At 62.5% G+C, this 18,620-nt stretch carries 19 protein-coding genes; 4 read left to right on the forward strand and 15 right to left on the reverse strand.

What is annotated here, in order from left to right:
• Positions 1 to 325, forward strand: a 325-nt coding sequence (locus tag LLH00_14330) for a hypothetical protein (GenBank protein MCE5272452.1), incomplete at its 5' end; no start/stop codon positions are given.
• A 112-nt stretch (positions 326 to 437) separates the two neighbouring features.
• Here the strand turns inward: LLH00_14330 and LLH00_14335 are convergent.
• Entirely contained in the window at positions 438 to 902 is a 465-nt protein-coding gene (locus LLH00_14335; protein MCE5272453.1) for a hypothetical protein, read from the reverse strand.
• Positions 903 to 1,100: 198 nt separating this feature from the next.
• On the opposite strand from LLH00_14335, the gene LLH00_14340 reads away from it, so the two are divergent.
• The 3 genes from LLH00_14340 to LLH00_14350 all read left to right on the forward strand — a co-directional run bounded on the left by LLH00_14340 (position 1,101) and on the right by LLH00_14350 (position 3,597).
• Positions 1,101 to 1,646: a sigma-70 family RNA polymerase sigma factor gene (locus LLH00_14340; GenBank protein ID MCE5272454.1), complete on the forward strand. Its 546-nt coding sequence runs from the start codon at positions 1,101 to 1,103 to the stop codon at positions 1,644 to 1,646.
• A gap of 101 nt (positions 1,647 to 1,747) precedes the next feature.
• Positions 1,748 to 2,983: a DUF418 domain-containing protein gene (locus LLH00_14345; protein ID MCE5272455.1), complete on the forward strand. Its 1,236-nt coding sequence runs from the start codon at positions 1,748 to 1,750 to the stop codon at positions 2,981 to 2,983.
• 44 nt (positions 2,984 to 3,027) lie between these two features.
• Positions 3,028 to 3,597, forward strand: coding sequence for a hypothetical protein (locus tag LLH00_14350; protein ID MCE5272456.1), 570 nt, complete (start codon positions 3,028 to 3,030; stop codon positions 3,595 to 3,597).
• Between the two features lie 93 nt (positions 3,598 to 3,690).
• Here the strand turns inward: LLH00_14350 and LLH00_14355 are convergent, their stop codons facing one another.
• The 14 genes from LLH00_14355 to LLH00_14420 form a co-directional block, all read right to left on the reverse strand.
• Complete coding sequence (locus LLH00_14355; protein ID MCE5272457.1) at positions 3,691 to 4,956, reverse strand: dicarboxylate/amino acid:cation symporter; 1,266 nt, start codon at positions 4,954 to 4,956, stop codon at positions 3,691 to 3,693.
• Positions 4,953 to 5,816, reverse strand: a complete 864-nt coding sequence (gene hisJ, locus LLH00_14360) for a histidinol-phosphatase HisJ (GenBank protein ID MCE5272458.1) — start codon at positions 5,814 to 5,816, stop codon at positions 4,953 to 4,955. The genes LLH00_14355 and hisJ overlap by 4 nt, the downstream gene beginning before the upstream one ends.
• A gap of 113 nt (positions 5,817 to 5,929) precedes the next feature.
• A complete protein-coding gene (gene ptsP, locus LLH00_14365) occupies positions 5,930 to 7,744 on the reverse strand; it encodes a phosphoenolpyruvate--protein phosphotransferase (protein ID MCE5272459.1) in 1,815 nt (604 codons plus the stop codon).
• A 3-nt stretch (positions 7,745 to 7,747) separates the two neighbouring features.
• Complete coding sequence (locus tag LLH00_14370; GenBank protein MCE5272460.1) at positions 7,748 to 8,026, reverse strand: HPr family phosphocarrier protein; 279 nt, start codon at positions 8,024 to 8,026, stop codon at positions 7,748 to 7,750.
• Between the two features lie 79 nt (positions 8,027 to 8,105).
• Complete coding sequence (gene hprK / locus LLH00_14375) at positions 8,106 to 9,068, reverse strand: HPr(Ser) kinase/phosphatase (GenBank protein MCE5272461.1); 963 nt, start codon at positions 9,066 to 9,068, stop codon at positions 8,106 to 8,108.
• A 101-nt stretch (positions 9,069 to 9,169) separates the two neighbouring features.
• Complete coding sequence (raiA, locus tag LLH00_14380; GenBank protein MCE5272462.1) at positions 9,170 to 9,613, reverse strand: ribosome-associated translation inhibitor RaiA; 444 nt, start codon at positions 9,611 to 9,613, stop codon at positions 9,170 to 9,172.
• Between the two features lie 286 nt (positions 9,614 to 9,899).
• Positions 9,900 to 11,474: an RNA polymerase factor sigma-54 gene (rpoN, locus tag LLH00_14385; protein MCE5272463.1), complete on the reverse strand. Its 1,575-nt coding sequence runs from the start codon at positions 11,472 to 11,474 to the stop codon at positions 9,900 to 9,902.
• Between the two features lie 58 nt (positions 11,475 to 11,532).
• Positions 11,533 to 12,270 (reverse strand): LPS export ABC transporter ATP-binding protein, encoded by a 738-nt coding sequence (gene lptB / locus LLH00_14390; protein MCE5272464.1) that lies wholly within the window; start codon positions 12,268 to 12,270, stop codon positions 11,533 to 11,535.
• Positions 12,271 to 12,382: 112 nt separating this feature from the next.
• Positions 12,383 to 13,666, reverse strand: a complete 1,284-nt coding sequence (locus tag LLH00_14395) for a hypothetical protein (protein ID MCE5272465.1) — start codon at positions 13,664 to 13,666, stop codon at positions 12,383 to 12,385.
• A 229-nt stretch (positions 13,667 to 13,895) separates the two neighbouring features.
• A complete protein-coding gene (lptC, locus tag LLH00_14400) occupies positions 13,896 to 14,480 on the reverse strand; it encodes an LPS export ABC transporter periplasmic protein LptC (protein MCE5272466.1) in 585 nt (194 codons plus the stop codon).
• 35 nt (positions 14,481 to 14,515) lie between these two features.
• Positions 14,516 to 15,514, reverse strand: coding sequence for a KpsF/GutQ family sugar-phosphate isomerase (locus LLH00_14405; GenBank protein ID MCE5272467.1), 999 nt, complete (start codon positions 15,512 to 15,514; stop codon positions 14,516 to 14,518).
• A gap of 5 nt (positions 15,515 to 15,519) precedes the next feature.
• On the reverse strand, positions 15,520 to 16,083 hold the full coding sequence (locus LLH00_14410) for an HAD hydrolase family protein (protein MCE5272468.1): 564 nt from the start codon (positions 16,081 to 16,083) through the stop codon (positions 15,520 to 15,522).
• A complete protein-coding gene (gene kdsA, locus LLH00_14415; GenBank protein ID MCE5272469.1) occupies positions 16,076 to 16,921 on the reverse strand; it encodes a 3-deoxy-8-phosphooctulonate synthase in 846 nt (281 codons plus the stop codon). Before kdsA ends, LLH00_14410 begins: the two co-directional genes overlap by 8 nt.
• Positions 16,921 to 18,585 carry a CTP synthase gene (locus LLH00_14420; protein ID MCE5272470.1) on the reverse strand — a complete coding sequence of 555 codons (1,665 nt, stop codon included), beginning with the start codon at positions 18,583 to 18,585 and terminating at the stop codon, positions 16,921 to 16,923. The genes kdsA and LLH00_14420 overlap by 1 nt, the downstream gene beginning before the upstream one ends.
• Positions 18,586 to 18,620: the final 35 nt, after the last annotated feature.

Genomic DNA, 18,620 nt, shown 5'->3' on the forward strand with positions numbered 1-18,620 from the left:
GGCGGCTTACTTCCGGATGCTCAAGCGCAGCCTGACCGCGCTGTTGATCCTGGCAGGTTTCTGCGGCACTTCCCTCTACTTCTGGATCGGTAAAGCGGTCAGCCAGCCGATTGAGAATGCCGCCGCAAGCCTGGAGGGCAGTTCCCTGATGGCGCGTTGCTTCATGTTCCTGCAGAGCAGCGGCCAGGCGCTGAACAAGCCGGTGGCCCTGCCGGGGTTCGAGTCCGGGGCGCCCGCCCTGTACGTGGGCGCGGGGCTTATGTTCGCCGGGACGATGCTCTGGCTCTGGCTGTACCAACGGCGCTCGGTGGGCTGCACGATATGATCGGCCACAGATTTTGAATATGACAAGGGGCGGGTTCAAATGAACCCGCCCCTTGTGTTTTTCCTGTCTGATGAGGACCGCATTCACTCCGGTTTCTGTTTCTTCAGCACGGTCAGGCCGGGCCAGGCTCCTCCGGTTTCCTATCCGGCTCTGCATCGCGGTCGAAATCCTGGGAGCGCAGCATCTCCTCCTGGAATTTCAGTGCCCGCTCACGCTGGGCTGCCGTGAGCTTCCAGTGGGCAATGCATCCTATTCCAGCCAGCAAACTGGCCAATGAAAACGCAAGCCCACCCATGTAGTGGTCGTTCTGCCATAAGCCCGAAATAAGAAAAGAAATCACAAAACCCAGGCCCAGGGAAAGAAAAAAAATGCCGAATACAATAGAGTACTGTCCCGGAATGGACAATGACAACAGACGCAACGAATGGCGCGGGATACGCTTGTCCTTCGGCCTCATTCCACGCTTGATTAGCTCCACGTTCTGCAGGTATTCGAAACGCGCTTTAATAAAGGTGTTCAGCATCCCCATGGCGAATGCTGCAAGAACCACAATACCATAAATCGTGTTCTGTGTCATGCCTGTTCCCTCCTGTTGAGGATCAATCGAAAATTCCCTTTCCCTGGATGACCTGCCGCCTTTGGACGCATGTTCTTTCCTGTCGGTTTCAACTATTTTTGCTAAGAACAAAAATTTCTTGGAATAATTGAAAGTTTTTCAGACGTCGCTGCGTCTTATGGCCCTGTCGTCACCCGATAACCTTGAACCGCCGGGATCATGATCCAATCCGACACCGATTTCAGTACGCTGGTAAACATGTACCAGCAAAAAGTTTACAACCACGCGTACCGGATGCTGGGCAACCGCGAGGAGTCCGAGGACGCCACCCAGGATATTTTCCTGAGGGTTTACGGCTCCCTGAAAACTTTCCGCGGCGAGGCCAAACTGTCGAGCTGGGTTTTCAAGATCACGGCCAATGTCTGTATCAGCCGGATGCGAAGGAAGCAACTGCCCTCAGCCAGCCTGGATGCACCGCTGGCCGGAGAGGATCGCAGCCTGGCGGAGCTGGTGGCCGATGAGAGCGACAATCCCGAAACCATCTGCTCGGCCAACGAGATGGGATCTATCGTGCGGGAGCAGTTGCGGCGGCTCAAGCCGGAGTGGGCCCAGGCTATCGGGCTGCACTATTTCGGCGGCCTCAGCTACGAGGAGGTGGCCGAGGCGTTGGAAATCCCCCGCGATACCGTGGCAACATATATCCGGCGCGGCAAGATACAACTGGCCGGTCTGATCGAGTCACGGATCGGAGCGGATGGCTTGTAGCTCGAAACTTGTATCCGGGAGTTGAACCGTACAAAAACCAGCCGTTTCCCATTGTGATGTCGGATCGGCGCAACACGCCCAGCCAGGACCGGAGAGATTCGATGGAAGCCTGTTCCACTAAGACAATGTCACTGGAAACCCCCGATTCGTGTACCCCTCCCGCCCCGGTCCCGGCCGGAGAACGCATCGCACTGCTGGATGTCCTGCGGGGATTCGCTCTTTTCGGAGTGCTGGCCTCCAACATGATCGGGCTGAGTTCGCCGGATATCCATTTCGCCCCCAGCCTGATCTGGACGGACCCGGTAAGCCGTACGGTGGCATTCCTGCTCGATGTGCTGGTATCCGAAAAATTCATCACCATTTTCGCCGTTCTTTTCGGAACGGGCTTCGCCATCCAGATGGAACGGGCGGCTGCGCGCGGCACGATGTCTCTTGCCGGTTACAAGCGCCGCCTGCTGGTTCTGTTCCTGTTTGGCCTGATTAATGGTCTGTTCATCTGGGCTGGAGATATCCTGACCACCTATGCGGCATTCGGCCTTTTGCTTTTACTGTTCCGCAACAGCAGCCAGAAAAAAATTCTCTGGTGGGCGGCCGGGCTTCAAGCCCTGATGCTCCTGCTGTCCCTGGTCATAAACAACCATGGGAACCAGCCGGTTGCGGACCACATCGCCGCCTTACAACGGGAAATCGAACTGTACGGACGCGGGACCTGGGAGGCCCTCCAGCATGACCGTCTCAGAGACTTCCTGGAACGGCATGTCGGCTCTCTTCCGTTGCTGCTGCCGTTCGTTTTCCCCCGCTTTCTCTGCGGACTCTGGCTCTGGCGTAGCGGATTTCTGAAAGATCTGACAACCCGCAGGCTTTTCCTGCAACGCTTGTGTTTTTGGGGTATATTACTCGGTCTCACCGGCGAGACGGTTACCTCTGTTTTCTCAATGGGTGACATGGGTCCGCTTAGAGTGCTGTGCATTCCGATACTGGCGGCGGGTTATGCCTCAGGAGTAGCGCTGTTCGTGCTGTCAGGGAGACTGGCCTGGCTGTCCGGCGCTTTTGCCGCAGTGGGAAGGACTTCCCTCAGCAACTACATCCTCCAGACCGTGTTATGCACAACCCTTTTCTATTCTTACGGTTTCGGACTGTTCGGAAAACTGAGTCCTCTGTCCGGGCTGCTGCTCACTATTCTGATCTACATCGCGGAAATGTGTGTCAGCTTTCTCTGGATGAACAGATTCCAGTTCGGGCCGCTGGAATGGGTGTTACGGTCTGCCACTTATCGCCGCTGGCAGCCCCTGAAGCGGTTGCAGTCGGAGGATCGGGCTTTACGGTCATTGCCCTGACCGGATCAACGGCGTACATTTGAAATAAAGTCAGCGAGGTCGATATGGACTACAGGGAATTCGAGCAGAATGTGGCTGATTATGTCGAGGGGGCGCTGGAGGAGGGCCTGCGCTGCCGGATGGACGCCGCCCGCGCGGTTGACCCGGCCTGCGACCGTCTGGCCCGGCTGCACGAGCAGCTCCTTGTGGCGCTGCAGGAGACCCCGGAGCTGGAGGCCCCGGCCGGGTTGGCCGAGAGGATATTCGCTAAAGCCGAAAACCTGGAGCAGCTTCTGGCCGCCGAACAAAGGGCGTTCCGCCGTGGCATGTGGCTGGGAGTGGCCGGGGCCGCGCTTGGGGCCACAGCGCTGGCTGTGCTGCTGTTCGTGCTCGATCTAAGTACAGGATCAGGCACTCTCGATGCGACCGCAACTGCCGGAAACAACTGGATCGCGCAGGTATCGTACAAGCTGTATGAGTGGTTCGGGTCGGCTGAAGCGCTGATGAAATCGGAAATTGTCCTGCCGGTCGTGGGCGGAGCGGTGCCGGTCTACGTCCTGCTGATCAGTGCGGCAGTCACAACTTTACTGGCCTGGTTCCGCGACGATATCCTGGACGCCCTGACCGACCGCTGAGCTGTGATCTGCGGATATAGCCCCTACCGGGCCGATATCTGCTTTCCCTCTGTTCAAACAGGCCCCGGCCCGACACGGACCGCCGTGCCTGCCTCATTCCCGGCCCGCCAGCACGGTCAGCCCGGTCTCGCCCTCGCTGGCGGCGATCAGGGCGGTGCTGCTCAGGTCGCCCCAGACGTTCAGCGTGGTGCGGGCCATGTCCAGGATACGGTCCACGGCCAGGATCAGGCCGATGCCCTCCAGCGGCAGGCCCACCGCGCTCAGCACCATGCTCATCATCACAATCCCGGCCATCGGTATCCCGGCCGCTCCGACTGCGGCCAGAAGGGCGGTGAACACCACCAGTATCTGCTGTGTCACGCTCAGGGGCGCGGTCATGCCGTGCGAGCTGTAGTACTGCGAGATGAACAGCACGGCCACGCACTCGTAAAGCGCGGTGCCGTTCATGTTGACCGTGGTGCCTACAGGCAGCACGAAACTGCATACCCGGTTCGAGATGCCGGCCCGTTTCTCGGCGCATTCAAGAGAAAGCGGCAAGGTCGCTGAACTCGAAGAGGTCGAAAAAGCGGTCAGCAGCGCCGGAGCCACCGCCTTGAGCATCTTGACCGGGCTGATCCCACCCATTAACCGCAGGATGAGCGGCAGGGTCACGAGTCCGTGCAGGAGTATCCCGAGCAGAACGCACAGGGCGTATTTCGCCAGGGGAACAAACGGAGCGAAACCCGTCCGGGCAACTATTGTCGCCACCAGGCCGAATGCGCCGAACGGGGCCAGGTGGATGATGAAACCGGTGATTTTCATCATCAGCTCGGACACGCCACCCATAAAGGCTTTCAACGGTTCGGAGTGCTGGGGGGCGAGGTGGTTGGTGAATATTCCGGCCAGGACCGCAAAAAGGATCACGGGCAGTATTTCACCCCTGGCCGTGGCGGCCACCAGATTGTCGGGGATGATTTTCAGCAGGATATCGATGGCTTTCACTTTTTCAGGATTAAAACCCTCCGGCAGCTTGTGCAGCCCGAGTTCGGCACCCACTCCGGGTTGAATGAGGTTGACAAGAAACAATCCGGTAAGGATCGCCAGAAGGCAGGTTATGGCCACCCAGGCCGCAGTCTTGAGCCCCAGACGTCCAAGGCCGCCCGGGTCGCTCAGACCGGCTACCCCGCAAAATACAGTGCTTGCTATCAGCGGGACGATGATCATCTTGAGAAGGGACAGGAACGCCGTTCCCAGCGGCTCGGTCACCACCAGCAGCGGTGCGCCGACAATCCAGCCCATGGCCACCGCGGCCAGGATAGCGATAAAGATCCAGCCGGTCAGCCCGATCCGGCCGAGCCGCTCTGTCCAGGACCGGCTCATTGTCCCGCCGCTTTCTGTCCGGGTTCCTCGTTCAGGGGATAGGCATAGGCCCGGCGGCCCTCGAAACGCACCAGCTGGCGCACCCCGGTCCGTTCGAGCAGCGCGGCCAGACGGTCGAACTTGCGCCCCACCTCCTCGGGACGGTGGGAGTCGCTGCCCACGGTGATGGGCACCCCGCGAGAGGCGGCCGCTACGACTATCCACTCGGAGGGATACTGCTCGGCGCAGGGCTTGTCCCAGCCGGAGGTGTTGATCTCCATGGCTGTGCCGCTGGCGGCCAGAGCATCCAGCACCCGCAGCACCAGGGCGCTGTGGTCGCGCTTGGGGGTCAGCGCGGGCTCGGCCCCGGCCAGTTTCTTGACCAGGTCCAGGTGGCCCACGGTGGTGCAGTAGCCGGGACGGGCCAGCTCGAGCAGGGTGGTCCAGTAACGCTCGTACAGGTCATCCATGTCCCAGCCCTTCTGCCGCATCCCCTTGAGCAGCAGCTCGGGGTTATAGTCCACCACCACGCCCTCGACCAGGTGCAGCGAGGCCAGGCAATAGTCCAGGCCCAGACGCTCGGCCTCGGCCAGGGGATGGACCGGCCACTCGGGGCCCAGGTAGTCGAACTCCGAGGCCAGGCGGATCGTGATCCGACCGCGGTAGCGCTCGCGCAGCTCCCGGGCGCTGTCCAGGTATTCATCGAACAGCCCGGCCGGAATGGAGCAGTTGGGGGCCGGCTCCTCGAACCCCGCCGGATAGGGATAGTGGCAACTGAACCCCATCTCATCCAGGCCGACCGCGAGGGCGTGTTCCACATATTGCTCCATCTCACCCCAGGCGTGGCCACAATAACGGGTATGAATGTGATAATCGAGCATCTTCGCTTTTTCCGTGGGTTGATCTCCGGCGCCGGACCGGCCGCCGGAAGCTGAATCGCATCTCAGGTAAACGCCGTGCAGCTACGCTTCCCGGATGATGGGACAGGGCGGGATTACTTGTCGTAAAGCCCGACAATACTCTTGTCTATCTCCTCGACCTTCTGCATCAGGAGCTCGCGTATGCGCGAGGCGCTGCTGTAGCTCAGGGCGCGCTCGGCCAGGGCGCGGGCCTCCTCGTACGAGACCGAGCGGATCACTTTCTTGATCCGCGGGATTACGGACGGCGAGGTGGATAGCTCCTGCACCCCCAGGCCCAGCAGCAGCAGGGCGGTATGCGGATAGCCGGCCATCTCGCCGCAGACCCCGACCCACTTGCCCGCGGCGTTGCCGGCATCCACCACGTGCTTGATCAGGCGGATCACCGCCGGGTTGAGCGGCTGGTACAGGTGCGCCACCCGCTCGTTGCCGCGGTCGGCGGCCAGGACATACTGGATCAGGTCGTTGGTGCCAATGGAGACGAAATCGGCGAAGCGCATGAACTCGGTGGCCATCAGGGCCGCCGAGGGCACCTCGATCATGATTCCCACCTCGACCCGCTCGCCCACCGGCACGCCCTCGCGCTCCAGCTCGCGGCGCACCCGGCGGATGAATGCCAGGGCCTTTTTCAGCTCCTCCAGGGTGGTGACCAGCGGCAACAGGATCTTCACGTTGCCGAACACCGTGGCCCGCAGCAGCGCCCTGAGCTGGGTGCGGAAAATGTCGGGCCGCTTCAGGCAGATGCGGATCGCCCGCACGCCCAGGAACGGATTGGGATCGGGCGATATCTGCAGCAGGCTGTGAAACTTGTCCGCCCCGGCATCCAGGGTGCGGATGATCACCGGGTCTGGGTGCAGGGCGCGTGCCACCTCGGCGTAGCTGCGGTACTGCTCCTCCTCGGAGGGAAGGTAGTCCCGGGTCAGGTAGAGGAACTCGGTGCGGAACAGCCCCACGCCCTTGGCCCCGTGGCTGACCACCGAGGGTGTCTCCTCTGGGAACTCGATATTGGCCGACAGCTCCACCGAGCGGCCGTCCAGCGTGCGGGCGGGAAGGTGGCGCAACTGGTCCAGACGGCTCTCCATGGCGTGGCATTTCTTTTCCAGACCCTTGTAGCGCTCGACAGTGCCCGGCAGCGGGTTGATTATCACCCGGCCGGCATAGCCGTCCAGGATGATCTCATCTCCGGTCTTGACCAGCGGGGTGATCCGCTCCAGGCCCACCACGGCTGGAATTTCGAGCGAGCGGCTCAGGATCGCGGTGTGGCTGGTGGTGCCGCCCACATCCGTGCCGCAGCCCAGGATGAAACGCCGGTCGAACTGTGCTGTCTGCGAGGGAGTGAGGTCGTGGGCCACGATTATCGCCTCACGCTCCAGGCTGATCCGCGAGGTGTCCTCGCTACCCAGCATGTTGGCCAGCACGCGACGCTCCACGTCCCGAATGTCATCCAGGCGCTCGCGCAGGTAGTTGTCTTTCGTGTGATTTTTGAGGGCTGCGGTGATATTGCCTATGGCGCTGGAAAAAGCCTTTTCTGCGCAGAACATCTTCGTGCGAATCAGGCTTTCGGTCTGCTCCACCGCCATCACGTCGTCCAGCATCAGCAGGTGGGCGTCGAAAATACGGCTGGTCTGCTCGCTCAGTCTCGGCTTGAGGTTTTCGATTATGTCGAGCAGTTGCCTGCGGGTGGTCTCGAGGGACTCGTGGAAACGGGTGATCTCGGCCGGCACATCCTGGGGCTCGATACTGCGCTCCGGCACCTGCGGGTGGTCCTGGGCCAGGACAAAAGCCTGCCCTATGGCAATACCCGGTGAGGCAGCCAGTCCGGCGAGGACTATCTCACTGTACGACTTCCTGCGCGGTCCGGGGCTTTTCCTTCCGTTTCCCGCGGCGGCCATGTCTCACTCCCCTTCATCGAACTTGCGCGCGAACAGCTCCTCCACCGCATCCATCGCCGCGCCGGCATCCTCACCTTCACCGACGAGGGCCAGGGTCGAGCCGCACTCAGCCGCCAGCATCATCACTCCCATAATACTTTTCGCGTTCACGGTCATATCTTCCTTTGTCACCGTGAGCTCGCACTTGAAGCGGCCGACTGTCTGCACCAGCATGGCGGCAGGCCGGGCATGCAGGCCCAGCTTGTTCTGCACCTTGATCTCGCGTCGCAAGGAAGTCATCATCGAACCATCGTAACCGCATTCAGTTCCGGCAGAACGGGGCCGGGCCGCCGATCGGACAGAGTGGCCGCCGGGGGCTTATTCACTCGGATAACTCGTCAATATAATAGTCTTGCCTCATTTGTTCAAGCAATCTGCGGTTGAACTCCTCGGCCACGTTGTGCCCCTTGAGCTTCAGCAGGTAATTCATGGCAATCACTTCGCTGATGACAGTGATATTCTTACCCGGCACGAGCGGAAGTTTTATCAACGGAAGCTCCACATCCAGAATTTCCGTTTTCGACTCGTTAAGCCCCGTGCGATCATACTCTTCCTTCTCGTCCCACATCGAGAGCTGCACCACCACCTCGATGCGTTTGCGCGCCCGCACCGAGCGGATGCCGAACAGCCGGAAGACATCGATTATACCCAGGCCGCGTATCTCCATGTGGTGGCCCAGTTTCTCGTTGCCCAGCATCCCGACCAGCGAGTTCTCGCCCACCCGGACCACGTGCACCAGGTCGTCGCAGACCAGACGGTGTCCGCGCTCGACAAGGTCGAGCACGCACTCGCTCTTGCCGATCCCGCTCGGGCCGATGTAGAGCAGCCCCACGCCGAACACATCCGCCAGGCTGCCGTGAACCCAGGTCTGCGCGGCGAAAAACACCTCCAGAGCGTTGGCCAGCTTGCGGATCAGTTCCTGGGTGCCCAGACCGCTGCCCAGCACCGGCACGCCGCGGTTGTTGGCCGCCTCGACCATGTAGGCGGGCGGCTCGAGGCCTTTCGAGATGATGATCATCGGCACCTGGAACCCGAACATCAGGTCCAGGATTTCGCGCAGACGGTCCTGGGGCAGCTCCTCCAGGTAGACGATCTCGGTCTCGCCCAAGACCATCGTGCGATGGAAAGCGAAGCGGCGGGTAAACCCGGCCAGCACCAGGCCGGGACGGCTGACCTCGCTGTTGTTCAGCTCCCCGCCCAACGTCTCCGGACCGGTGAACACATTGAGCTGGAAACGCTCCTGGAACCGCTTGAGAAAATCCTCCACCTTCAGCGTCTTGGACATCCGAACCATCCGCACATGGGGTTGGAATTAAACAAAGCCGCATCTTCCACGGCTGGAAGACGCGGCTTCGCGGTCAGTCCCTATCGGGCGGAATGCATGCCTCAGTCTGCGGTGCCGGTCCTTTCCTCCACCTCAAAGAGAAGCTCCTCCCGCTCTATGGTCAGAAGAGTCGGTCCCTCTTCCGTGTTTTCGAATTCGAGCATGTCCTCTTCCAAGGCCTCTGCCTCCACTCCGACGAGGTTATCCTCAGATTTGCGCCCCTTCTTCCTGTAGCGCCCCTTCACCTTGTCCAGTTGCTTGTCAAGTTTGTCGACACAGCCATCGATCGCGGCCCGCAAGTTCGCGCTGTTCACACTTGAGACCAGCGTACGGCCGGCGACACGCAACGTGATTTCCACCGAATTGGCCTTCCCCTCCGCGTCAATAATCACGTGCGAATCGATGATGTTTGAAAAATGGCGATCCAGTTCGGAAACCGTTGTCTCGATGTAATCCTTCAGGCTGCCGCTCAACGCACCGTTCTTCCTCGTGATCAGAACCTTCATTTAATCCTCCTTCCATCAGCCGATTAGAAAAATACCGCTAACCTGCCTCCGGCTTCGATCCATGAACCCATCCCGAGATCACGTATGTAAGAGCCTGAATATCGACGAATCAGGTGTCCGTATCCTCCCCTATTACATGGTTTTGAATAACCGTTCCGCTGAATCCGCGGACTTCCCCACGGGCTGTCTTGTTTACGGCCGTTTCCAGCCCTGGAAACTGTCGCCGTCATCGCGTGGTTCTCGTCCGTCTCTTTTATACTCCGCTCAGCGCGGCGTGTTCTGGCTTTCAGATGCGCTTTCGCATGCGCGCCGGGAGGATTCCGAGCTGGTCACGGTACTTGGCCACGGTCCTCCGGGCGATCTGCAAGCCGTCCTTCTTTAAGCTGCTGACAATTTCCTGGTCAGTCAAGGGGTTGGACTGGTCCTCGCCCTCGATCATCTTCGAAATCTTGTCCTTGATCCCGCGCGCAGAGACATCCTCGCCCGTGTCGCTGCTCAAACCCACGCTGAAGAAAAATTTCAGTTGGAACACCCCGCGCGGGGTCTGGCAGTATTTGTCGTTGGTGACGCGGCTTATGGTCGATTCGTGCATGTTGATCGCCTCGGACACCTCGCGCAGGGTCAGGGGCTTGAGCTGGCTGATCCCGTGCTCGAAGAAATCGTGCTGCTTCTCCACGATGAAGCGCATCACCTTGAGCATGGTCTGCTTGCGCTGCTCGATGGCCTGGATCAGCCAGTTGGCGTTGTTCAGCTTTGAGTAGATGAACTCGCGGGCCTCGCCGGTGAATTTCTTGCGGTCGCGGGCCACATCCTGGTAGGCGCGCGACAGCCTTAGCCGCGGCAGATTGGAGTCGTTGACATACACCAGGTATTCGCCCTCGACTTTTTCCACCACCAGGTCGGGGATGACATAATTGTCATCCCGCCCGCCGCTGTAGAGGCGCCCCGGGCGGGGCTCCAGATGGGCCACCTCATCGGCGGCGTCCTGTATCTGCTTGAGAGTGAGGTCGGTGCTGCGGGCGATGTCCTGCCAGTGACGGCGCGTGAGGGGCTCGAAAAAATCGTGCACCAGGCGGAACGCCAGCGAGTCCTCGCGGTCGGTCTCACGCAACTGGATCACAAGGCACTCGCGCAGGTCGCGCGCGCCCACTCCCAGAGGGTCGAGCGACTGGATCATCTCCAGCACCCGCTCGACATCCGCCTCGCTGCGCCGCATCCGGAAAGCGATCTCGGGCAGCGGGCTGGACAGGTAACCGTCCTCGTTTATGTCGCCGATGATTTCCGCGCCGATCTCTTTCTCGGCGGTGGTCAGCCTGAGCAGAACGAACTGTTCGGTAAGAAACTCGTAGAGAGTGCGGCCGCCGGTGGGGGCTTTCTCGTGGAACTCGCGGTCGTCGATCTCCTGGGCGTAGTTGTCGTAATCAAAATCGCCCTCGGAGAGCACCTTGTCCCAGTCGACATCCTCCTGCGAATTGGTGGTCAGGTCGCCCTCGGACGGCGGTTCATCCGCTGAGAACGACTCGGCGAACTCTTCCGCCCCGACAGTTTCGAAGTCCTCCGTGACGGAGGGCTCCTCCTCCAGCTCGACCGCGTTTTCCTCGCTGCCGGCGGGCTCGTACTCGTCCAGATTCTCCGGTCCGTCGCCGTCCCCGTCCTCGCCGTAATCCATCTCATCGCCCGGCTCCAGGCTTTCCTCGACATCCTCGCTCAGCTCGAGGAACGGGTTGACCAGCAGTTCCTGTTTCAGGTGCATCTGAAGGTCGAGCAGCGGCATCTGCAACAGGTCCATCGCCTGGTACAGCCGCGGATTGATCGTCAGCTCCTGACGGTACTGCAGTTCCATTCTGTTGTGCAGGGCCATGAATCGGACCGCTTTCGGGAGTCTTCGTTTCCGCTTAGCCGGTTTCCGTGCCGCCGGGCTACATCCTGAAATCCTGCCCCAGGTAGAGCTTTTTGGCGGTCGGGTCGTTTATCAGGGTATTGGCATCTCCACTCAGGTGAATCCGTCCCTCGAACATGATATAGGCGCGGTCGGTGATCTGGAGCGTCTCGCGCACGTTGTGGTCGGTGATCAGCACCCCGATTCCGCGCTGCTTCAGCCGGGCGATTATCCCCTGGATATCGTCAACCGCGATCGGGTCGACTCCGGCGAACGGCTCATCCAGCAGGATGAAATGGGGGTCGGTGATCAGGGCCCGGGTTATCTCCAGCCTGCGCCGCTCGCCGCCGGAAAGTGAATAGGCCCGGCTCCTGCGCAGAGACTCCAGCCCCAGTTCGCCCAGAAGGCTCTCCAGCCGCCGCCGGCGCTCGGCGCGCGGGATGGGCAGGGTTTCGAGGATCGCCTGGAGGTTTTCCTCCACAGTGAGCTTCCTGAAAATCGAAGCCTCCTGAGGAAGGTAACCGATCCCGCGCCTGGCCCGCTTGTACATCGGCAGGCCGGTGATGTTTTCATCTCCCAGGAAGATGTCGCCGGCTTCCGGCCGGATCAGCCCGACCATCATGTAGAACGTCGTGGTCTTGCCCGCTCCGTTGGGGCCCAGCAGGCCCACCACCTCACCCTGGTGCACTTCCACATCCACCGCGTTCACCACGGAGCGTTTCTTGTACACCTTGACCAGGCCACGGGTGTAAAGCCGGCTCAGGGCTTTGTCCTCCATCGGTCCACCGCTGTCGGGCCCGGCTGAGACACCGGGCGCTGATCTGTCCGTATCAAGATTCATGCCAGCCTGGTCAAACCTCACTTAATTGTATTGCCAAGCACGTGACCTGTCAATGTATTTGTGGCCCCGCACCCTGTGCGGAATCGATCCCGGCGGCGGCTGAGTCAGGCCGCCCAAGGCTCCGGGCGACACTGTCCGGCTGCAGGAAAAGCCCCCGTCCGCCCCCCTCCACCTGCACGCGGTCGATCAGGCCGCTCTCCCAGACCAGCCTGATACGCCGTCCCAGGATATAGTTGACACCGGTCTGGGCGTTCTCGCGGAAATAGCTGCGCGAGGCGCCGGCCGCGCTCAGGCTGTCGATCCCGGAATCGCCGAAATACAGCTCCAGGCTGTCGCCGGTGATCCAGCTCCCGACTGGAGCGAGCGAGGACTGGGCACTGTCCGGCGCCGCGGCCGTGGAATCGGGGTTGAACTCGCCGCGGGCCGCGCCCAGGGCTGTCACCCGGCGCAGCTTGTGGCCGGCGGTGCGCACGTCGATTGTCGTCCCCCGCAGGGTGAACCGCGGATCGACCACCAGGGGCGGCCCGCCCCGGAAATAGCTCACCCCGGGGCGAAGGTCGTGGAAAAGGCTGTCCGCGGTCACGGTGAGGCTGTCGCGCCACAGGCGCACCCGTCCCACCGCCACCACGCTGTCCGGGCCGTAGCGCCGCAGCTCGTCGCTGACAAGGTGGTAGGGCGAGACAGAGTCGCCCTTCTCGAAATAGGCGATCTCGGGCCGTCCGGTCAGGAGCACCGTGCCGGAGTCCTTGCGGTAGACCGCGCTTGCGGCCTGGGCGGTGGAACGGCTGGCGAACTCCAGCATGCGCACCCGGCCCAGGGCGCGCAGCACATGCGTGTTCGATTCGTACTCCAGCTCGTCCGCGTCAATACGGCGCAGGCTGTCCCAGGCCGCGGCCTCGCCCTCCAGGCGGATCAGGCCTCGGTCGCGGCGGTACTCGCCCAGGCGCCCGAGGCCCGACACCCCCTCGCCCGACCAGCGCACGCTACCGGCCGCCCGGTAGTAGTCGCGCTCCACGTAATAGGACAGCGAGTCGCAGCGCAGCTCGCGCTCCGGGTCGGTCAGGTGCACGGAGTCCAGGCAGAGGAACCAGTTCCCGGACGGGAAATAGAGCAGGCTGTCGCAGAGGATGCGCGACTCGCCGTGGCGGACATCCACCGCCCCCTGGAGGATGTAGACCACGGCGCCGGAGCTGTCGCTCTTTTTGAAGGACTGGTCGGCGCGCTCGAGGCGGAACGGAACCGGGCCGGCGGCGCTGTCGGCCGGCGCCGAGCCATGAGGGAAAGCGGGGGTTGTCAGAAGACAGAGAAGGAGCAACGAGTCACGGGCGAACACAAGGTTCGCCCCTACGAAAGACCTTAAACCCCTTAATTGGGACTCTATCCTGTGGAGTAAAAGCCGTCCCTTGTCAACAGATGAAGCCATCGGATACCGTAGGGGTGAACCTTGTGTTCGCCCGCTGGACTTTACATTCCCGGTAGAGACCGGTCTACACGTGAATCTCAACCTGGGACTCCCCGCCTCACACAAAACACCACGCGATTCAAGACCCGGCCGAACACAGTCACTGGCGCAGGACATTGATGTCTCCGGTGGGGTTGGTCACCTTCACATCGCTGAAAGCCGCATCCGAGTCGATCCCGTCGCCGAAAACCACCCCCTGACGGCTGCGCACCTCCACCGTGGTGTCGCTCAGGATACGGTTGTCCGACTTACGCCACAGAAGGCGCGGGGTGAGAAGCACCCGCGAGCTGTCGGCCGAGAAGACCACCACCGAGTCCATGGCCTCCATGTCGCCGCTGTCGGTGTGGATGATTCCGCGCCGTGAGGTGAGGATGGAGTTGACCTGCCCGGCCGGGGTGTAGAAAACCACTTTCAGGTCGCGGGCAGTGAACACCTTGCGCCGGTCGTACTTGGCCGCCTCGGCCGCGGTGACCCAGCCCTTGCGCACGCCGTTGTCGGTCACGGCCAGCTCGAAGGAGTCGAACACCTGCTCCGGGGCCTCGACCTCCTCTCCGGTTGCAGCCATCGGGGCGGTCTCGGTCCGGTCCGCGCCGCAGGCGAGAAACAGGGCCAGGGCCAGAACAGCAGCCGTCCGCAGGCATCCCGCCTTGGCGAAACGCCGAGTCAGTCCGCAGAAATCAACCATGCAGCTCAAAGCTTTCTCTCCTGTCAGGTCCCCGTTCAAAGCACCCGGGCGCGCATCATGTCGTGCAGGTGCACCGAACCCACCACCCGGTTGTCGTCATCCACCACCGGCATGGAGATGATGCTGAAGCGCTCCATGTTCTGTAGCACGCTCACGCACAGCTCCTCCGGATGGGTCATCTTGGGGCTGGCGTTCATCACCGCGGTCACGGGTACGCCCATGCAATCGGGGTTCTTACCGATCAGGCGCTTGAAATCGCCGTCGGTGACCACACCCACCAGCTTGCCGCTGTCATCCAGCACGGCGCAGAGGCCGCGCCGGGTGACCAGCTCCATCAGGGCCTCTTTCATCGTGGCTTTCACGGGCACTCGGCCGGTCTGGTCCAGGGGCAGCATCACCTCCTCGACCCGCAGCAGGAGCCGTTTGCCCAAGGCTCCGCCCGGGTGCAGGGCGGCGAAATCCTCGGCCCGGAACCCGCGCTTGACCAGCAGGGCCACGGCCAGGGCATCCCCGATCACCATGGCGGCCGTGGTGCTGGCCGTAGGCGCCAGGTCGTGCGGGCAGGCCTCCTGCGGCACACCCACGTCCAGGACCAGGTCGGCGGTGCGGGCCAGCGAGCTGCCCCGTCCGCCAGTGATCGCGATCACCGGCACGTTCAGGCGCTTGAACAGCAGCAGAAGGCGCTCCATCTCGCTCGTCTCGCCGCTTTTAGAGATGGCGATGAACACGTCCTCCCGGCTCACCAGGCCCAGGTCGCCGTGCATGCAGTCCACCGGGTGGATGAACAGGGCCGGGGTGCCGGTGCTGGTGAGAGTTGCCGCCACCTTGCGTCCGATGATGCCGCTCTTGCCCACCCCCGACACAATCACCCGCCCGCGGCAGGCCAGGATCATCTCCACCGCCCGGACAAAGGAGTCATCCAGACGGTCGAGCAGGCCCTCGACCGCCCGCGCCTCGATCTTAACCACGCGGCGCGCCTGTTCCAGTATGTCCTGCCCAGCCCCGGATTCATTCTTGTCTTTTTTAACCGTCATGATGGTCAATGTTCCTCGAGGTATTGTTCCACTGCCCGGACATACAGTCCGCGGGCTTTGAGCACCAGGGTGACCAGCTCGCGCACCGCACCGTGCCCCCCCGCGCTGCGGGTGACGTAGAGCGCGGTGGCGCGGGCCTCGGGCACGGCGTTAGGCACGCTGACCGGCAGGCCCACTATCTCCAGCAGCGGCAGGTCGATCAGGTCATCCCCGATATAGGCGATATTTTCCAGCGGTATTCCCAGGCTTTCGCTCATCTGACGCAGGACCGGGGATTTCTGAACGACCCCCATGTGCAGTTCCACCTGGGGGAACCGGCCCATGCGTATCCGCGCCGCCGGGACATCCCGGCCCGAGATCACGGCCAGCCGCATGCCGACCAGACGGCACAACGTGAGCGCCAGCCCGTCCTGCGCGTCGAAACACAGGAACTGCTCGCCGCCATCCAACTGATAGGTGTGGCCGTCGGTCAACACCCCGTCCACATCCATCACGATCAGCTCGACCCGCTCGGCCGCCCGGCGGACAGTCTCCGGCAGATCGATCTCGTTGTTCAGGGCTTTAGACATCCAAGTCCGCCGGGTTTTCACGGATGAAGTCGGAGAGCCGGACCAGCTCGGGAACGAGCTTGCCGGCTGTCTCCAGGCTGAGCATGGTGGCGCGGTCGCTCAGGGCGCGCGACGGGTCGGGATGGACCTCCAGGAACAGACCGTCCGCCCCGGCGGCCACCGCGGCCCGGGCCAACAGCCCCGCATACTCACGGTGTCCGCCCGACGCGTTCCCGGCCGCGCCAGGGGCCTGCACGCTGTGGGTGGCGTCATACACCAACGGACAGCCGCTCTCGCGCATCACAGCCAGGGAGCGGAAATCCACCACCAGGTCACCGTAGCCGAAAAACGAGCCCCGCTCGGTGAGCAGCACCCGCCCGCCGCCCGCGGCGCGGGCCTTGTCCACAGCCGCGGCCATCAGGCGCGGGTCCATGAACTGGCCTTTCTTGATGTTCACCACCCGTCCGGTGGCGGCCGCGGCCTGGATCAGGGCGGTCTGACGGCAGAGGAAAGCGGGGATCTGAAGGACCTCGGCCACAGACGAGGCCGGGGCGGCCTCGGAGCTTTCGTGGATATCGGTGGTCACGGGAAGGCCGAACTCCGCGCCGATCCGGGACAACTCCTCCAGGCCTGTCTCCAGTCCCGGACCGCTCGGGCTGGCCCCGGAGGTGCGGTTGGCCTTGCGGTAGGAGGCTTTAAACACGTAAAGAATGTCGAGTTTCGCGGCCAACTCGGCCATGAACCCCGCGGTGCGGCGCATGGTCTCGCGGTCCTCGACCACGCAGGGCCCGGCGATCAGGAACAGACGGCGGCCCGGCCCGGTTTCGCGCCCGGCGATTCTGACCCCGGGGCCGCCCATCACGGCTTACCCTTGGCGGCCTTGGCCCGCTTGGCCTTGAAACCGAGCGCCGCGGCCACGAAATCGCGGAACAGCGGGTGCGGCCGCATCGGACGGCTCTTCAGCTCGGGATGGAACTGGCAGCCGATGAACCAGGGGTGGGCGGGCAGCTCGATGATCTCCACCAGGCGCCCATCCGGCGACAGCCCGCTGAACACCATGCCCTTCTCCTCCAGCGCCTGGCGGTAGCGGTTGTTAACCTCGTAGCGGTGACGGTGGCGCTCGTTGATTTTCTCGGCGTCGTAAATCTTGCTCACCCGGGTCCCGGGCTTGAGGTTGCAGGGGTAGCCCCCCAGGCGCATAGTGCCGCCCATGTCGATCACCTTTTCCTGGTCCGGCATCAGGCTGATCACCAGTTGCGGCGAGCCGGGGTCGAACTCCTCGCTGGCCGCTTCCTCGATGCCGCAGACATTCCGGGCGAACTCGATGATCGCGCATTGCAGGCCCAGACAGATACCGAACATGGGCACTTTGTTAAGCCGTGCGTAGCGGATCGCCTCCAGCTTGCCGTCGATCCCGCGGTAGCCGAAGCCGCCCGGGATCAGGATACCGTCGAAACGCGCCAGCTCCTGGGCCGCGTTCTCGCGGGTGATCTTCTCGGTGTCGACCCAGCTCAGCTTGACCTTGGCCTCGTTGGCCACCCCGGCGTGGAAGAACGACTCGTTGATCGACTTGTAGGCATCCGCCAGGTTGACATACTTACCGCAGATGGCGATCTCCAAGGTGGGGTCGGTCACGGAGCCTTTCTCCACCATCGCGGTCCAGGGGGCCAGGTCGGGCTCGCGGGTGGAAAGACGCAGGTGGTCCACTACCTGGCTGTCCAGCCTCTGCTGGCTGAAACGCAGCGGTATCTGGTAGATCGAGCTCACGTCCTCGGCCTCGATCACGGCCTCGTTCCGCACGTTGCAGAACAGGGCGATCTTGCTCTTCATGTCCTCGCTCAGGTGGTGGCTGGTGCGGCAGATCAGCATGTCGGGCTGGATACCGATCTCGCGCAGGGCTTTCACGCTGTGCTGGGTCGGCTTGGTCTTCAGCTCGCCGCCGGCCTGGAGGTAGGGCACCAGGGTCACATGCAGATACATCACGCTGTCACGGCCCAGGTCGAGTCCGAGCTGACGGATGGCTTCGAGGAACGGCAGCGACTCGATGTCGCCCACCGTGCCGCCGATCTCGCCGATCACCACGTCCACCTTGTTCTTGGTCGCCAGGCGCACCAGGGTGGCCTTGATCTCATCGGTCACGTGCGGGATCACCTGCACCGTGGCGCCCAGGTAGTCGCCGCGGCGCTCCTTGGTGATGATGGTGTTGTAGATGCGCCCTGTGGTGACGTTGTTGTCCTGGCTGAGAGACTGGTCCAGGAAACGCTCGTAATGGCCCAGGTCGAGGTCGGTCTCGGCCCCGTCATCGGTCACGTAGACCTCGCCGTGCTGGAACGGGTTCATCGTGCCGGGGTCGACATTCAGGTACGGGTCGAATTTCATGATTGTCACCGCCAGGCCCCGCGCCTTGAGCAGCATGCCCAGCGCGCTGGCGCAGATGCCCTTGCCCAGGGAGGAAACCACGCCGCCGGTGACGAAAACGTACTTCACCCCTTCCGGGTGTTTGAGATATTCCCTTTTGATCATCAGGTCCGCCGCTTGTGCCTGAGAAGTTTGTAAAG

The sequence above is a fragment of the bacterium genome, from assembly GCA_021372515.1.
Classification (GTDB): domain Bacteria; phylum Gemmatimonadota; class Glassbacteria; order GWA2-58-10; family GWA2-58-10; genus JAJFUG01.

Excerpts from the sequence above, each read along its gene's own strand:
- LLH00_14335 (MCE5272453.1), bottom strand. The coding sequence starts at position 902 with ATGACACAGAACACGATTTATGGTATTGTGGTTCTTGCAGCATTCGCC.
- LLH00_14340 (MCE5272454.1), top strand. The coding sequence starts at position 1,101 with ATGATCCAATCCGACACCGATTTCAGTACGCTGGTAAACATGTACCAG.
- LLH00_14345 (MCE5272455.1), top strand. The coding sequence starts at position 1,748 with ATGGAAGCCTGTTCCACTAAGACAATGTCACTGGAAACCCCCGATTCG.
- LLH00_14350 (MCE5272456.1), top strand. The coding sequence starts at position 3,028 with ATGGACTACAGGGAATTCGAGCAGAATGTGGCTGATTATGTCGAGGGG.
- LLH00_14355 (MCE5272457.1), bottom strand. The coding sequence starts at position 4,956 with ATGAGCCGGTCCTGGACAGAGCGGCTCGGCCGGATCGGGCTGACCGGC.
- hisJ (MCE5272458.1), bottom strand. The coding sequence starts at position 5,816 with ATGCTCGATTATCACATTCATACCCGTTATTGTGGCCACGCCTGGGGT.
- ptsP (MCE5272459.1), bottom strand. The coding sequence starts at position 7,744 with ATGGCCGCCGCGGGAAACGGAAGGAAAAGCCCCGGACCGCGCAGGAAG.
- LLH00_14370 (MCE5272460.1), bottom strand. The coding sequence starts at position 8,026 with ATGATGACTTCCTTGCGACGCGAGATCAAGGTGCAGAACAAGCTGGGC.
- hprK (MCE5272461.1), bottom strand. The coding sequence starts at position 9,068 with ATGTCCAAGACGCTGAAGGTGGAGGATTTTCTCAAGCGGTTCCAGGAG.
- raiA (MCE5272462.1), bottom strand. The coding sequence starts at position 9,613 with ATGAAGGTTCTGATCACGAGGAAGAACGGTGCGTTGAGCGGCAGCCTG.
- rpoN (MCE5272463.1), bottom strand. The coding sequence starts at position 11,474 with ATGGCCCTGCACAACAGAATGGAACTGCAGTACCGTCAGGAGCTGACG.
- lptB (MCE5272464.1), bottom strand. The coding sequence starts at position 12,270 with ATGGAGGACAAAGCCCTGAGCCGGCTTTACACCCGTGGCCTGGTCAAG.
- lptC (MCE5272466.1), bottom strand. The coding sequence starts at position 14,480 with ATGGTTGATTTCTGCGGACTGACTCGGCGTTTCGCCAAGGCGGGATGC.
- LLH00_14405 (MCE5272467.1), bottom strand. The coding sequence starts at position 15,514 with ATGACGGTTAAAAAAGACAAGAATGAATCCGGGGCTGGGCAGGACATA.
- LLH00_14410 (MCE5272468.1), bottom strand. The coding sequence starts at position 16,083 with ATGTCTAAAGCCCTGAACAACGAGATCGATCTGCCGGAGACTGTCCGC.
- kdsA (MCE5272469.1), bottom strand. The coding sequence starts at position 16,921 with ATGGGCGGCCCCGGGGTCAGAATCGCCGGGCGCGAAACCGGGCCGGGC.
- LLH00_14420 (MCE5272470.1), bottom strand. The coding sequence starts at position 18,585 with ATGATCAAAAGGGAATATCTCAAACACCCGGAAGGGGTGAAGTACGTT.